We start from the raw sequence: 13,440 nt of genomic DNA, 5'->3' as shown, positions 1-13,440 counted from the left end.
TCCTCAGGAGGCGCGGGCGACCAGGCCGCCGGCGGGCAGCCCCGCCTCCGGCATGGCGCGGCCCTTGCGGGCGAGGCGGAACAGGGCGGCGACATAGGCGGCCAGCAGCACCGCGTAGAGGGTGAGGTACATGGCCAGCGTCAGGCCGATATTGCCCGCCGGCACCGGCCCCACCGCCTGGGCGGTGGAGAGCACGCCGGTGACCAGCCAGGGCTGCCGGCCGATCTCGGTGACGTACCAGCCGGCGAGCGTCGCCACCCATCCGGCGAAGGTCATCGCCACCAGGCCGCGCAGCAGCCACGCCGGCAGCGCGCCGCGCCGCCAGAGGTAGAAGGCCGAGGCCAGCCCCGCGCCGATCATCAGCAGCCCGGTGCCGACCATGACGCGGAAGGCATAGAACACCGGCTTCACCGGCGGGTGGTTGCCCTCGAACTGGTCCAGCCCCGGCACCACGCCCGCGGGGCTGTGCCTGAGGATGATGCTGGCCATCGAGGGGATGCCGATCTCCAGGCGGTTCTCGCGCGCTACCTCGTCCGGCACGGCGAAGAGCAGCAGCGGCACATGGCTTCCGGTGCGCCAGTTGCCCTCCATCGCCGCCACCTTGGCCGGCTGGTGCTCCAGCGTGTTCAGCCCGTGCATGTCGCCGATCAGCGCCTGGGTGGGGGCCAGGAGGGCGGCCATCACCACGCCGGTGCGGAGCGCGTTGCGCACGCCCGGCGCCGTGTCGCCGCGCAGCCAGCGCCAGGCGGAGAGGCCGGCCATCAGGAAGGCCACCGTCAGCGCCGAGGCCACCAGCATGTGGGTCAGCCGGTAGGGCATGGAGGGGTTGAGGATGATCGCCGCCCAGTCCGTCGCGTGCGCCACGCCGTCGCGCAGCTCGAAGCCCTGCGGCGTGTGCATCCAGGAGTTCAGCACGATGATCCAGAAGGCGCTCATCGTCGTGCCGAAGGCGACGAGGAAGGTGGCCAGGGTGTGCAGCCAGCCCGGCACGCGGCGGAAGCCGAACAGCATGATGCCGAGGAAGGTGGCCTCCAGGAAGAAGGCCGTCAGGATCTCGTAGGCCAGCAGGGGGCCGGCGATGTTGCCCACATGCTGCATGAAGCCCGGCCAGTTGGTGCCGAACTGGAAGCTCATGGTGATGCCCGAGACCACGCCGAGCGCGAAGGAGAGGGCGAACACCTTCACCCAGAAGCGGTAGGCCTCCATCCAGGCCATGTCGCGGCTGCGGCTGTAGCGCAGCTTGAAGTAGAGCAGCACCCAGCCGAGCGCGATGGTCACGGTCGGGAACAGGATGTGGAAGGAGATGTTCGCCGCGAACTGGATGCGGGCGAGGAGGGTCGGGTCCATGGGAGGGCTACTCCGTGGGGGTCGGGCGCCGGTTGCGCGCCGCCGGGCGCGCCAGCGAGACGATCTTGTCCTTGGCCTCCAGCAGGCGCGTGACGCGCGCGCCGAGCGCCAGCAGCGCCGCCAGGCGCTCCGTCTCCAGCCGCTTCACGTCGTCGTACCAGGTGGTCAGCCGCTCGATCAGCGTGTGCATCTCGGCGATGCGCTCCTGGGCGTGGCGCTCGGCCTCGCTGCCGGGGGATTGCATCAGCAGCTCGCGCAGCACCGAGAGGGTGGGGTCCACCTCGCGCTTCTTCCGCTCCTCGGCCAGCGTTCGCAGGATCTGCCAGACATCGTCGGGGGTGGTGTAGTGGTCCCGCCGGTCATCCGGGATGTGCTTGGGGATGATCAGGTTCCAGGCCTGCAGCTCGCGCAGCCCCATCGAGACGTTGGAGCGCGAGACGCCGAGCGCCTCGACGATCTGCTCGGCGTTGAGCGGCACGGGCGAGACGTAGAGCAGGGCGTAGATCTGCCCCACCGTGCGGTTGATGCCCCAGCGGCTGCCCATCTCGCCGAAATGCAGCACGAAGGCCTGGGCGACGGGAGGGAGGTTCATGCATTCCTGCCGATTCGGAAATTTCAGTATTTTCTGAAATCTTGATATAGGTCGTTGCGCCGGGCGGCAAGGGTCCGGCCGGCCGCCGGCTGACCCATTGCTGATCGCCGCCCCGCTGGACGCGCGGGCGCGGCGGGGGCAGGCTGGGGCGCATGAGCTTCCTGTCGATCTACCGCCACGGCTTCGCCCGCGTGGCCGCCTGCACCACCCGCTGCACCCTGGCCGACCCTGCCGCCAACGCGCAGGCGATCCTGGCCGCGGCGCGGCATTGCGACGCCGAGGGTGCCGCGCTCGCGGTGTTCCCGGAGCTCGGCCTCTCCGGCTACGCGATCGACGACCTGCATCTGCAGGACACGCTGCTGGACGCGGTGGAGGCGGCGGTCGCCACGCTGCTGGAGGCCAGCGCCACGCTGCGGCCGCTGCTGCTGGTGGGGGCGCCGGTGCGGCATGCGGGGCGGGTGTACAACACGGCGCTGGCCATCCAGCGCGGCCGGCTGCTCGGCGTGGTGCCGAAGCAGCATTTGCCCAACTACCGGGAGTTCTACGAGCACCGCTGGTTCGCCTCCGGCCACGGCACGGAGGGCGGCATGATCCGCCTGGCGGGCCAGGAGGCGCCCTTCGGCCCCGACCTGCTGTTCGACGCCGAGGACGTGCCGGGCCTCGTGATCCACGCCGAGGTGTGCGAGGACCTCTGGGTGCCCTTCCCCCCCAGCGCCGAGGGCGCGCTGGCCGGCGCGCTGGTCCTGGCCAACCTCTCGGCCAGCAACATCACGGTGGGCAAGGCGGAGACGCGGCGGCTGCTCTGCCAGTCGCAATCGGCGCGCTGCCTCGCGGCCTATCTCTACGCCGCGGCGGGGGTGGGCGAGTCCACCACCGACCTCGCCTGGGACGGGCAGGTCTCGATCTTCGAGAACGGCGCCATCCTGCGCGAGAGCGAGCGCTTCCCGGACGCCGACCAGATCGTGCTGGCCGATATCGACCTCGACCTGCTGCGGCAGGAGCGGGCGCGGCAGGGCACCTTCGACGACAACCGCCGCCGCCATGCCCCCGCCTTCCGCCGCCAGGCCTTCCGGCTGGAGCCGCCGGAGGGCGACATCGGCTTCCACCGCGCGCTGGAGCGCTTCCCCTTCGTGCCGGCCGACCCGGCGCGGCTGGAGCAGGATTGCTACGAGGCCTACAACATCCAGGTCTCCGGCCTGGTGCAGCGGCTCACCGCCACGCGCGGCGGCAAGATCGTCATCGGCGTCTCGGGCGGCCTCGATTCCACCCAGGCGCTGATCGTCGCCGCCCGGGCGATGGACCGGATGGGCAAGCCGCGCACCGACATCATCGGCTACACCCTGCCCGGCTTCGGCACCTCGGCCGGCACCAAGACCAACGCCCACGCGCTGATGCAGGCGCTCGGCATCACCGCGCTGGAGCTGGACATCCGGCCGGCGGCGAAGCAGATGCTGACCGATCTCGGCCACCCCTTCGGCCGTGGCGAGCCGGTCTATGACGTCACCTTCGAGAACGTCCAGGCCGGGCTGCGCACCGACTACCTGTTCCGCGCCGCCAACCACCATGGCGGCATGGTGCTCGGCACGGGCGACCTCTCGGAGCTGGCGCTGGGCTGGTGCACCTATGGCGTGGGCGACCAGATGTCGCACTACAACGTCAATGCGGGCGTGCCGAAGACGCTGATCCAGCACCTCATCCGCTGGGTCATCGGCTCCGGGCAGTTCGATGCGGCGGTGGGCGCCACGCTGCAATCGGTGCTGGACACCGAGATCTCGCCCGAGCTGGTGCCGGCCGGCGAGGACCAGCAGCTGCAGAGCACCGAGGCCAAGATCGGCCCCTACGCGCTGCAGGATTTCCACCTGTTCTACACGCTGCGCTACGGCTTCCGCCCGTCCAAGATCGCCTTCCTGGCGCTGATGGCCTGGGGCGACGCGGCCGCTGGCCGCTGGCCGCCCGGCTTCCCGGAGGGGAAGCGCGGCGCCTACGACCTGCCCACCATCCGCCACTGGCTGGAGGTGTTCCTGCAGCGCTTCTTCGGCTTCGCCCAGTTCAAGCGCAGCGCCATGCCGAACGGGCCGAAGGTGGCCGCCGGCGGCTCGCTCTCGCCGCGCGGCGACTGGCGCGCGCCTTCGGATGGCAATGCCAACGCCTGGCTGGAGGAACTGCGCCGCAACGTGCCGCAGGGCTGAGCCATCCGGGAACCGCCGCTCCCCTGGCCGCTTATGCAGGAACGGCACGGCCACGCAGCAGGAGAGATGACGACATGGCTTGGAAGAACGGGTTGCAGCGCGGCCCCCTGACGGCGCGCTGCGCGCATCTCTGCGTGGACATGCAGAACCTGTTCGGGCCCGGCTCGGAGTGGGAGACGCCGTGGATGCAGCGCGTCCTGCCGCTGGTGGTCCAGCTGGCCGGCGTCTTCCCGGACCGCACGATCTTCACCCGCTTCATCCCCGCCCAGCGGCCGCAGGACGCACCCGGCATGTGGCGCGAATACTACGAGCGCTGGTCCTCCGTGACGCAGGATGTGCTGCCCACGGGCATGCTGGAGCTGCTTGAGCCCCTGCAGCGCTTCGTCCCGCCCGCCACGGTCATCGACAAGATGGTCTATTCCCCCTGGCTGCACCCGGCGCTGGACGACCATCTCTATTCGCGCGGCATCGACACGCTGGTGATCAGCGGGGCGGAGACGGATGTCTGCGTGCTGGCGGCCGTGCTGGGGGCGGTGGACCGCGGCTACCGCGTCGTCATCCCGACCGACGCCATCTGCTCCGGCTCCGACCGGACGCATGACGCGCTGCTGACCCTCTACAACGAGCGCTTCAGCCAGCAGATCGAGACCGCCTCGACCGACGAGATCCTGCGTTCCTGGCATTGAGCGCGATGGCGGATTCATCCGCCTGACGCCGCCCCGCATTGACAGGCCCGGCCCCGCGCCGGACCCTCCCCGCGCCGCAACGACCGGGAGAGACGCGCCATGCGCCGCAGCCACCCCCTCGCCGCCGCCGCGCTGGCGCTTGCCCTGCTGCCCGGGGCGGGCCCCGCCAGGGGGCAGGCGCCCGCCCCGTCCGGCGATGCCACGCTGACCATGGGGGTGGAGGCCAGCTTCGGCGTGGACCCCCATTTCCTCTTCCTCGGCCCCAACATGGCGGCGTCCCGGCACATCTACGATTCCCTGGTGGGGCGGGACGAGGAGAGCCGCTTCACCCCCGCCCTGGCGGAAGCCTGGCGGGCGCTGGACGCGCAGACCTGGGAATTCTCCCTCCGGCGCGGCGTCACCTTCCAGGATGGCAGCCCTTTCACGGCCGAGGACGTGGCCTTCTCCCTCGCCCGCATCCCGGCCCTGCCGAACAACCCGGGCCCCTACACCTCCAACCTGCGCACCATCAGCCGGGTGGAGGTGGTGGATGCGCACACCATCCGCCTGCACACGGACCAGCCCAACCCCACCCTGCCGGGGCAGCTCACCAACGTCTTCATCGTCTCGGCGCGGGCGGCGGGCGGGCCGGACCCGTGGGGCGCCTCCACCGCCGAGTTCGCCAGCGGCCGCGCCGCCATCGGCACCGGCCCCTTCCGGCTGGAGCGCTTCCGCGGCTCGGAAGGGATGAGCCTCTCCCGCAACGAAGGCTACTGGGGCACGCCCGCCGCCTTCGCCCGGGTCGAGATGAAGGTGATGGGCAATGACGCGGCGCGCCTCGCCGCCCTGCTCTCCGGCGACGTGGACCTGATCGAGCAGGTGCCGCCGGCCGATGTGGCGCGGCTGGAGAAGGATGCGCGGGTCAGCGTGTTCAAGCGCAACTCGGACCGGATCATGTACCTGATCCCGCATCTCGGCGCCGGCGCGCTGCCGCTGCTGGTGGGGCCGGACGGCACCCCCCTCCCCGCCAACCCGATGGCCGATGCGCGGGTGCGCCGCGCCCTCTCCCTCGCCATCGACCGCGAGGCGCTGGCAGCGCGCGGGCTGGACGGCCAGGCCATCGCCACGGTCCAGATGGTGCCGGAGGGCTTCGGCGGCTGGGACGCGGACCTGCCCGCGCCACGCCCCGACCCCGAGGCGGCGCGCCGCCTGCTGGCCGAGGCGGGCTTTCCCCAGGGCTTCGGCCTGACGATCGGCTGCTCCAACAACCGCTACACCAACGATGCCCGCGTCTGCCAGGCGGTGGGGCAGATGCTGACGCGCGCCGGCTTCCAGGCGAAGGTGGAGACGCAGCCGGGCACCGTGTTCTTCCCCCGCACCGCCGTGGGGCGGAACGACCTGCCGCTGATGCTGTTCGGCCTCTCCCTCTCCTCCTCGCGCGATGCCAGCTACATCCTCTCCACCGCCGTGCACACGCGCGACCCGGCGCGCGGCTTCGGCCAGGGCAATCGCGGCCAGTTCAGCGACGCGGCGCTCGATGCCCGCATCGCCGCGAGCATCAGCCGGATGGATGCGGGGCGGGAGGCGGCGCTGCGCGAGACCATGCGCGAAGCCATCGCGGCGTTGCCCATCATCCCGCTCTACAACCAGGTGACGATCACCGCCGCGCGGCGGGGGATTGCCTACAGCCCGCGGATGGACGAGCAACTGGTGGCCACCCACGCCCGCCCCACGGAGCCCGCCCGATGACCGAGACACCCCCGACCGGACGCCCCACCATCGCCGGCACACGCCACGCCGTCTCGGCCGGGCACTACCTGGCGGCGACGGCCGGCATCGCCATCCTGGAGGCGGGGGGCAATGCCATCGACGCCGGCTGCGCCGCCGGCATCGCCCTCGGCGTGCTGCAGCCCGACCTGGTGAACGTGGCCGGCGTGGCGCCGATCCTGATCCGGCTGGCGGACGGCACGGTGGAGAGCATCGCCGGCCTCGGCCACTGGCCGATGTCCCTGCCGCCCGACCTCTTCATGCGCGAGCATGGCGGGCGGATGCCGGAGGGCATCCTGCGCACCGTGGTGCCGGCGGCGCCCGATGCCTGGATCACCGCGCTGGAGCGGCACGGCACGATGTCCTTCCCCGACATCGCCGCCTTCGCCATCCGCTACGCCGCCGAGGGCTTCCAGACCAATTCGCTGCTGGCGCACACCATCGCCGCGCACCGCGACGAATATGCCCGCTGGCCGCAGAACGCCGCCATCTACCTGCCCGGCGGCGCGCCGCCGGCGGTGGGCTCGCTCTTCGTGCAGTCCGACCTCGCCCGAACCCTCACCTACATGGCGGACGAGGCGCGGCGGGCGGACGCCGCCGGCGGCCGCATGGCCGGCCTCGCCGCCGCGCGGGACGCCTTCTACAAGGGCGACATCGCCCGCGAGATCGTCGCCTTCCAGCAGCGCGAGGGCGGCTACCTCTCGCGCGAGGACCTGGCGGATTTCCGCTCCCGCATCGAGCCGGTGGTGCGCCGCCGCTGGCGCGGGCACGAGATCATCGCCTGCGGCCCGTGGTGCCAGGGGCCGGCGCTGATCGAGGCGCTGCTGCTGCTGGAGAAGCTCGGCCTGGACGGGCTGGCGCACAACGGCACCGACTACCTGCACCGCCTGACCGAGGCGCTGAAGGTGGCCATGGCCGACCGCGAGTACCATTTCGCCGACCCCGCCTTCGCGGAGGTGCCGGTGGATGCCTTGCTCTCCGAGGCGCATCTCGCCGCCCGCGCCCGCGCCTTCCGCGAGGAGGCGGCGCATCCGGACATGCCGCCGCCGCTGCTGGGCCAGGGCACCGGGCCGCAGGCCCAGGGCCATGGCGGGCTGCCCGGCATCGAGCCGGACACCTCCTATGTCGCGGTGGTGGACCGCTGGGGCAACGCCTTCTCCGCCACGCCCTCCGACGGCTCCTGGAATGCGCCGGTGGTGCCGGGGCTCGGCATCGTGCCCTCCTGCCGCGGCTCGCAGTCGCGCCCGGACCCGGCGCATCCGAGCGGCGTCGGCCCCGGCAGGCGGCCGCGCCTGACGCCCAACCCGGCCATGGCCGTGACGCGCGAGGGCGGCGTGATGCCCTTCGGCACGCCGGGCGGCGACGTGCAGATCCAGGCCATGCTGCAGGTGCTGCTGAACATCCTGCATTTCGGCATGGAGCCGCAGGCGGCGGTCGAGGCGCCGCGCATCGCCTCCTACGCCTTCCCCTCCTCCTTCGCGCCCTACGAATACTACCCGCGCCGCCTGGCCGTGGAATCCCGCATCCCCCAGCCGGTGCGGGAGGCGCTGGCAGCGCGCGGTCACGAGGTGAAGGAGTGGCCCGGCACCACCTGGCTCGCCGGCAGCGTCGAGCTGGTGATGACCGACCCGGCCAGCGGCCTGCGCCTGGCGGCGGCCGACCCGCGCCGGCCGGCCTACGCCATCGCCGGCTGAGCGCCGCCTCCGTCCTCTGGCTGGCCAACCGGCGACATCTGCCGCAGGAAGGCCGCCAGTTCGGAGAAGCTCTCCCGCCGGGGGTCGGTGCCGCGCCAGACGAGGCCGATCCGCCGCCCCACCCCCGGCTCCGCCAGCCGCCGCAGGCCGATGAGGCCGCCGAGATCGGTGCGGCCCTGCACCGCCAGCTGCGGCAGCAGGGAGAAGCCCTCGCCGGCGGCGATCATGTGGCGCAGCATCTCCAGGCTGCTGGCGAAGCGCTCCTCCCGCCCCTCGCGCGGCAGCGGACAGAGGGAGAGCGCCTGGTCGCGCAGGCAATGGCCCTCCTCCAGCAGCAGCAGCTCTCCCGATTGCAGCGCGTCCAGCGAGATGCGGCGCTGCGCCCGCAGGGCATGGCCTTGCGGGAAGGCCAGGAGGAAGGGCTCGAAGAACAGCTCGGCGCTCTCCAGCGCCGCGGAAGGCGCCGGCAGCGCGATCAGCGCCGCGTCCAGCTCGCCCTGCTCCAGCGCCTCCACCAGCGCGTCGGTGCGGCCTTCCTGCAGCCGCAGCACCAGCTGCGGGAAGCGCGCCCGCACATCCCGCAGCAGGGCGGGCAGGTAGTAGGGGCCGAGCGTGGCGATGACGCCGATGCGCAGCCGCCCCTTCATCGGCTCGGCCTGCTGCTGCTGCGCCAGGTCCAGCAGCCCGCGCGCCTCGCGCAGGATCGCGCGCGCCCGCTCGATCAGCGGCGCGCCCTGCGGTGTCACCGCCACCCGGCGCGGCAGGCGCTCGAACAGGACGACGCCGAGCAGGGCCTCCAGCTTGCGGATCTGCTCGCTGAGGGTGGGCTGGCTGACATGGCAGCGCTCGGCGGCGCGGCCGAAATGGCGCAGATCGGCCACGGCGACGGCGTATTCCAGGTCGCGCAGCGACAGGCCGGCCATGTTGTGCAGGGTCATGAGGGTTATTATCGTTCGGTCATGCCTATCGCAACAACATAGAAGATCGATTTAACCGATCAATACCCTCGAGCTAGACAGTCTGGACCCTGCCGAGAGGAATTCCAGAATGTCCGACCCGACGCGACGCCCCGTCCTGACGACCACCGCCGGCGCCCCCATCGCCGACAACCAGAACAGCCTCTCCGCCGGGCCGCGCGGCCCGCTGCTGCTCCAGGACTACCAGCTGATCGAGAAGCTGGCGCACCAGAACCGCGAGCGCATCCCCGAGCGCGTGGTGCACGCCAAGGGCTCCGGCGCCTATGGCACGCTGACCGTCACCGGCGACATCTCGAAATACACCCGCGCCAAGGTGTTCCGCCCCGGCAGCCAGACCGAGCTGCTGCTGCGCTTCTCCACCGTGGCTGGCGAGCGCGGCGCGGCCGATGCGGAGCGCGACGTGCGCGGCCTCGCCATCAAGTTCTACACCGAGGAAGGCAACTGGGATTTGGTGGGCAACAACACGCCCGTCTTCTTCATCCGCGATCCGCTGAAGTTCCCGGACTTCATCCGCACCCAGAAGCGCCACCCGGCCACCAATCTGCGCTCGCCCACCGCGATGTGGGATTTCTGGTCGCTCTCGCCCGAGAGCCTGCACCAGGTGACCATCCTGTTCAGCGACCGCGGGCTGCCGCAGAGCTACCGCCACGTCAACGGCTATGGCAGCCACACCTTCTCGCTGTGGAACGATGCCGGCGAGCGCTACTGGGTGAAGTTCCACTTCAAGACGATGCAGGGCATCCGCACCTGGACCAACCGCGAGGCGAACGCGGTCATCGCCGAGGACCGCGAGAGCGCGCAGCGCGACCTGTACGAGGCGATCGAGCGCGGCGACTTCCCGCGCTGGAAAATGCAGGTGCAGATCATGCCCGAGGCGGATGCGGAGAAGACGCCCTACAACCCGTTCGACCTCACCAAGGTCTGGCCGCACGCGGATTATCCGCTGATCGATGTCGGCGTGCTGGAGCTGAACCGCAACGCGGCGCACTACTTCGCGGAGATCGAGCAATCCTCCTTCTCGCCCTCCAACATCGTCCCCGGCATCGGCTTCTCGCCGGACAAGATGCTGCAGGGCCGGATCTTCGCCTATGCGGACGCGCACCGCTACCGCGTCGGCACCCATTACGAGGCGCTGCCGGTGAACCGCCCGCGCACGGCCGTGAACACCTACCACGCCGACGGCGCCATGCGCTTCGACGCGCCGCGCGGCACGGACCACTACTACGAGCCGAACTCCTTCGGCGGCCCGGCCGAAGCGCCCGCCGCCAAGGAACCGCCGCTGCGCATCAGCGGCGACGCCGACCACTACAGCCACCGCGAGGGCAATGACGACTATGCCCAGCCCGGCACGCTGTTCCGGATGATGACGGCGGACCAGCAGCGCCAGCTCTTCGAGAACATCGCAGGCGCCATGCAGGGCGTGCCGCGCTTCATCATCGACCGGCAGCTGGAACACTTCCGCCGGGCCGACCCGGCCTATGCGGAAGGCGTGGCGGCGGCGATCGCGCGCATCCACACCGCGCCCGCCTCGGCGCCGACCACGGCGGCCGATGTCGGTGGCCAGGTCGCCGCCGGATAGGGCGCGCCGGACCGCGGGAAGGGCCTTCCCCCGGGCCGTCCGTGCCCGTGCCCTTCCCGCCTAAGCCTCATGGCGCGGGCGGCGCCTACCCCCTGCCGCCCACCATGGGGGCGGGCCGGCCGGCCTCATCGGGCAGGCCGGCCCTTCTTTCCCCCTCGCTGCTGGATCCCTGCCGATGTCCGCTGCCCTCCAGGCCGCCCCGGCGCTGGCGCGCCCCTCCCTGGTTCCCGCCCGCTCCTTCCCAGGGGCCCCGCTGCGTGCCGGCACCCGCGCCTCGCCGCTGGCCCTGGCGCAGACCCGCCGCGTGCTGGCGGCCCTCGGCGCCGCGCCCGGCGAGGCGCAGCCCGTGCCGATGCAGACCAGCGGCGACGCCGAGCAGCGACGCCGCCTGGCCGATCTGGGCGGCAAGGGTCTCTTCGCCAAGGAGATCCACGAGGCGCTGCTCGACGGCCGCGTGGCCTTCGCCGTCCACAGCCTGAAGGACCTGGAGACCGAGCTGCCGCCGGGCCTCATCATCGCCGCCGTGCTGCCGCGTGCCGATGCGCGGGACGCGCTGGTGCTGGCCCCCGGCTGCCCGCCCGAGGAGCGGCGCGGCCCGCTGCCGGGCCTGCCGTCGGGGGCGCGCATCGGCACCGCCTCGGCCCGGCGGATGGCGCAGCTGCGGCACCTGCGGCCTGACCTCCGCTTCGGCCTGCTGCGCGGCAATGTGCAGACCCGCCTGCGCCGGCTGGAGGAGGGCGACCACGCCGCCACGGTGCTGGCCATGGCCGGGCTGCAGCGGCTGGGGCTCGAGGCCCACGCCGCCCGCCCGCTCTCGACCATGGAGATGCTGCCCGCCGCCGGCCAGGGCATCATCGCCGTCACCGCCCGCGCGGGCGACAGCGCCACCCGCGCCCGGCTGGCCGGCATCGACCACAGCCCCACCCATCTCGCCGCCCGGGCCGAGCGCGCCGTGCTGGCGGCGCTGGGTGGCTCCTGCCGCACCCCCATCGGCGCACATGCCAGCCTCATCCCGGATGGCGCCCTGCATCTCGAGGCGCTGGTGGCGCGGGAGGATGGCTCCTTCCTGCTGCGCCGCGCGCTGCGCGGCGCCCCGGCCGATGCGGAACGGCTCGGCGCGGCGCTCGGCGCCTCCCTGCGGGCGGACAGCCCGGCGGATCTCTTCGCATGACCCGCCATCCCCTCTCCCTCCGCCCGGCGCCGGCCGGTCACTCCCGCGCGGCCGGGCAGGTTGGCGTGCTGCTGGTCAATCTCGGCACGCCGGACTCGACCCGATACGGCGATGTGCGCCGCTACCTCTCGGAGTTCCTCTCCGACCGGCGGGTGATCGAGGTGAACCCCTGGCTGTGGCAGCCGCTGCTCCAGGGCGTGATCCTGACGACGCGGCCCTTCCGCAGCGGCGCCGCCTACCGGCGCATCTGGAACGAGGCGGCCGATGAATCGCCGCTGCGCACCTACACCCGCGCCCAGGCGGAGCTGCTGCGCCAGGCCCTGCCGGCCGATGGGCCGCGCATCGACTGGGCCATGCGCTACGGCCGCCCTTCCATCGCCAGCAGGCTGGAGGCCTTGCAGGCCGAGGGGTGCGACCGCATCCTGGTGGTGCCGCTCTACCCGCAGTACAGCGCCACCACCACCGCCACGGTGAACGACGCCGCCTTCCGCGCGCTGATGACGATGCGGCGGCAGCCCGCCCTCCGCATCGCGCCTTCCTTCCCCGACCATCCGCTCTACATCGAGGGGCTGGCACGCTCCATCCGCGCCGGCCTGGCCGGGCTGGAGCGGCCGCCGGAGCTGCTGCTCGCTTCCTTCCATGGCCTGCCGCGCCGCTACGTGAAGGCGGGCGATCCCTATCCGGCGGAATGCAACCGCACCATGCTCGCGCTGCGCCGGCGGTTGGGGATGACGGCCCGCGAATTCCCGATGACCTTCCAGTCCCGCTTCGGGCGGGAGCGCTGGCTGGAGCCCTACACGGATGAACGCGTCACCGCCCTGCCGCGGCGCGGCATCCGCCGCATCGCCGTCATCACGCCGGGCTTCCTGGCGGACTGCATCGAGACGCTGGACGAGATCGGCCAGGAATTGCGGGAGGAGTTCATGGCCGCGGGCGGCGAGGAATTCACCCTCATCCCCTGCCTGAACGACACGCCGGACGCCATCCATCTGCTGCGCGCCATCATCGGGCAGGAGCTGGCGGGCTGGGCCTGAAACGCCGAAAGCCGGGGGAAGACCTCCCCCGGCTCTGCTGCGTCTTCTAGCACGGTGGGCCGGCCGCCGGCAGGCCCGCCATGCTTCAGATCCGGCGGTCCGCCGGATCGGCGCCGGTCATGCCGGAAGCCGTGCCGCCGCCCACATGGCGGCTGGAGGGCGTGCCCGGAATGTCGGTCACCGGGGCGTCGGGGTCGTAGCCCTGCCAGCCGCCGGCGCGGTAATCCGCCTCGCGCTTGCGCACATCCACCGGGCTGTGGCGGTCGAGGATGGTCTCGGCCTCCACGGCGCGCATGTCGTCGGTGCGCACCGTCACCATGCTGCCGCCGCGGCGCACGCTTTCGGCATAGACGGGCGCATCCGCCTCGCTGACGCCCGCGCCGGTGAGGCTGCCGAGCAGGCCGCCCGCCGCCTCGCCCGCGCCG

The 13,440-nt window shown here is 72.3% G+C and carries 10 protein-coding genes and 1 pseudogene; 7 read left to right on the top strand and 4 right to left on the bottom strand.

What is annotated here, in order from left to right; genetic code table 11:
• Positions 1–3: 3 nt before the first annotated feature.
• Positions 4–1,347 carry a cytochrome ubiquinol oxidase subunit I gene (locus ACFOY6_RS05815; RefSeq protein ID WP_379636471.1) on the bottom strand — a complete coding sequence of 448 codons (1,344 nt, stop codon included), beginning with the start codon at positions 1,345–1,347 and terminating at the stop codon, positions 4–6.
• 7 nt (positions 1,348–1,354) lie between these two features.
• Positions 1,355–1,939, bottom strand: coding sequence for a GbsR/MarR family transcriptional regulator (locus ACFOY6_RS05810; RefSeq protein WP_109518106.1), 585 nt, complete (start codon positions 1,937–1,939; stop codon positions 1,355–1,357).
• A 152-nt stretch (positions 1,940–2,091) separates the two neighbouring features.
• Here ACFOY6_RS05810 and ACFOY6_RS05805 point away from each other — a divergent pair, with 152 nt between their 5' ends.
• The 4 genes from ACFOY6_RS05805 (at position 2,092) to ACFOY6_RS05790 (ending at position 8,254) form a co-directional block, all read left to right on the top strand.
• The gene (locus ACFOY6_RS05805) at positions 2,092–4,128 is read left to right on the top strand and encodes an NAD(+) synthase (RefSeq protein ID WP_379649467.1); all 2,037 of its coding nucleotides are present in this window, start codon (positions 2,092–2,094) and stop codon (positions 4,126–4,128) included.
• 74 nt (positions 4,129–4,202) lie between these two features.
• Entirely contained in the window at positions 4,203–4,814 is a 612-nt protein-coding gene (locus ACFOY6_RS05800; RefSeq protein WP_109518104.1) for a cysteine hydrolase family protein, read from the top strand.
• 99 nt (positions 4,815–4,913) lie between these two features.
• Positions 4,914–6,542, top strand: a complete 1,629-nt coding sequence (locus tag ACFOY6_RS05795) for an ABC transporter substrate-binding protein (RefSeq protein WP_379649465.1) — start codon at positions 4,914–4,916, stop codon at positions 6,540–6,542.
• On the top strand, positions 6,539–8,254 hold the full coding sequence (locus tag ACFOY6_RS05790) for a gamma-glutamyltransferase family protein (RefSeq protein ID WP_379649463.1): 1,716 nt from the start codon (positions 6,539–6,541) through the stop codon (positions 8,252–8,254). Before ACFOY6_RS05795 ends, ACFOY6_RS05790 begins: the two co-directional genes overlap by 4 nt.
• Here the strand turns inward: ACFOY6_RS05790 and ACFOY6_RS05785 are convergent.
• Positions 8,236–9,192 carry a LysR substrate-binding domain-containing protein gene (locus tag ACFOY6_RS05785; protein ID WP_379636479.1) on the bottom strand — a complete coding sequence of 319 codons (957 nt, stop codon included), beginning with the start codon at positions 9,190–9,192 and terminating at the stop codon, positions 8,236–8,238. The genes ACFOY6_RS05790 and ACFOY6_RS05785 overlap by 19 nt on opposite strands.
• A gap of 109 nt (positions 9,193–9,301) precedes the next feature.
• On the opposite strand from ACFOY6_RS05785, the gene ACFOY6_RS05780 reads away from it, so the two are divergent.
• The 3 genes from ACFOY6_RS05780 to hemH all read left to right on the top strand — a co-directional run bounded on the left by ACFOY6_RS05780 (position 9,302) and on the right by hemH (position 13,015).
• Positions 9,302–10,810 carry a catalase gene (locus ACFOY6_RS05780; protein ID WP_379649461.1) on the top strand — a complete coding sequence of 503 codons (1,509 nt, stop codon included), beginning with the start codon at positions 9,302–9,304 and terminating at the stop codon, positions 10,808–10,810.
• A 175-nt stretch (positions 10,811–10,985) separates the two neighbouring features.
• Positions 10,986–11,981, top strand: a complete 996-nt coding sequence (gene hemC / locus ACFOY6_RS05775) for a hydroxymethylbilane synthase (protein WP_379649459.1) — start codon at positions 10,986–10,988, stop codon at positions 11,979–11,981.
• On the top strand, positions 11,978–13,015 hold the full coding sequence (hemH, locus tag ACFOY6_RS05770) for a ferrochelatase (RefSeq protein WP_379636481.1): 1,038 nt from the start codon (positions 11,978–11,980) through the stop codon (positions 13,013–13,015). The genes hemC and hemH overlap by 4 nt, the downstream gene beginning before the upstream one ends.
• Positions 13,016–13,100: 85 nt before the next feature.
• Here the strand turns inward: hemH and ACFOY6_RS05765 are convergent.
• A pseudogene (locus ACFOY6_RS05765) lies at positions 13,101–13,440 on the bottom strand (hypothetical protein); the annotation flags it as partial.

Source organism: Teichococcus aestuarii (genome assembly GCF_042651065.1).
GTDB classification, from domain to species: domain Bacteria; phylum Pseudomonadota; class Alphaproteobacteria; order Acetobacterales; family Acetobacteraceae; genus Pseudoroseomonas; species Pseudoroseomonas aestuarii.
This window is presented reverse-complemented; position numbering and strand designations above follow the sequence as displayed.

Coding starts and splice junctions, on each gene's coding strand:
- ACFOY6_RS05785 (WP_379636479.1), bottom strand. CDS start 9,192: ATGACCCTGCACAACATGGCCGGCCTGTCGCTGCGCGACCTGGAATAC.
- hemC (WP_379649459.1), top strand. CDS start 10,986: ATGTCCGCTGCCCTCCAGGCCGCCCCGGCGCTGGCGCGCCCCTCCCTG.
- ACFOY6_RS05800 (WP_109518104.1), top strand. CDS start 4,203: ATGGCTTGGAAGAACGGGTTGCAGCGCGGCCCCCTGACGGCGCGCTGC.
- ACFOY6_RS05795 (WP_379649465.1), top strand. CDS start 4,914: ATGCGCCGCAGCCACCCCCTCGCCGCCGCCGCGCTGGCGCTTGCCCTG.
- ACFOY6_RS05805 (WP_379649467.1), top strand. CDS start 2,092: ATGAGCTTCCTGTCGATCTACCGCCACGGCTTCGCCCGCGTGGCCGCC.
- ACFOY6_RS05780 (WP_379649461.1), top strand. CDS start 9,302: ATGTCCGACCCGACGCGACGCCCCGTCCTGACGACCACCGCCGGCGCC.
- ACFOY6_RS05810 (WP_109518106.1), bottom strand. CDS start 1,939: ATGAACCTCCCTCCCGTCGCCCAGGCCTTCGTGCTGCATTTCGGCGAG.
- ACFOY6_RS05815 (WP_379636471.1), bottom strand. CDS start 1,347: ATGGACCCGACCCTCCTCGCCCGCATCCAGTTCGCGGCGAACATCTCC.
- hemH (WP_379636481.1), top strand. CDS start 11,978: ATGACCCGCCATCCCCTCTCCCTCCGCCCGGCGCCGGCCGGTCACTCC.
- ACFOY6_RS05790 (WP_379649463.1), top strand. CDS start 6,539: ATGACCGAGACACCCCCGACCGGACGCCCCACCATCGCCGGCACACGC.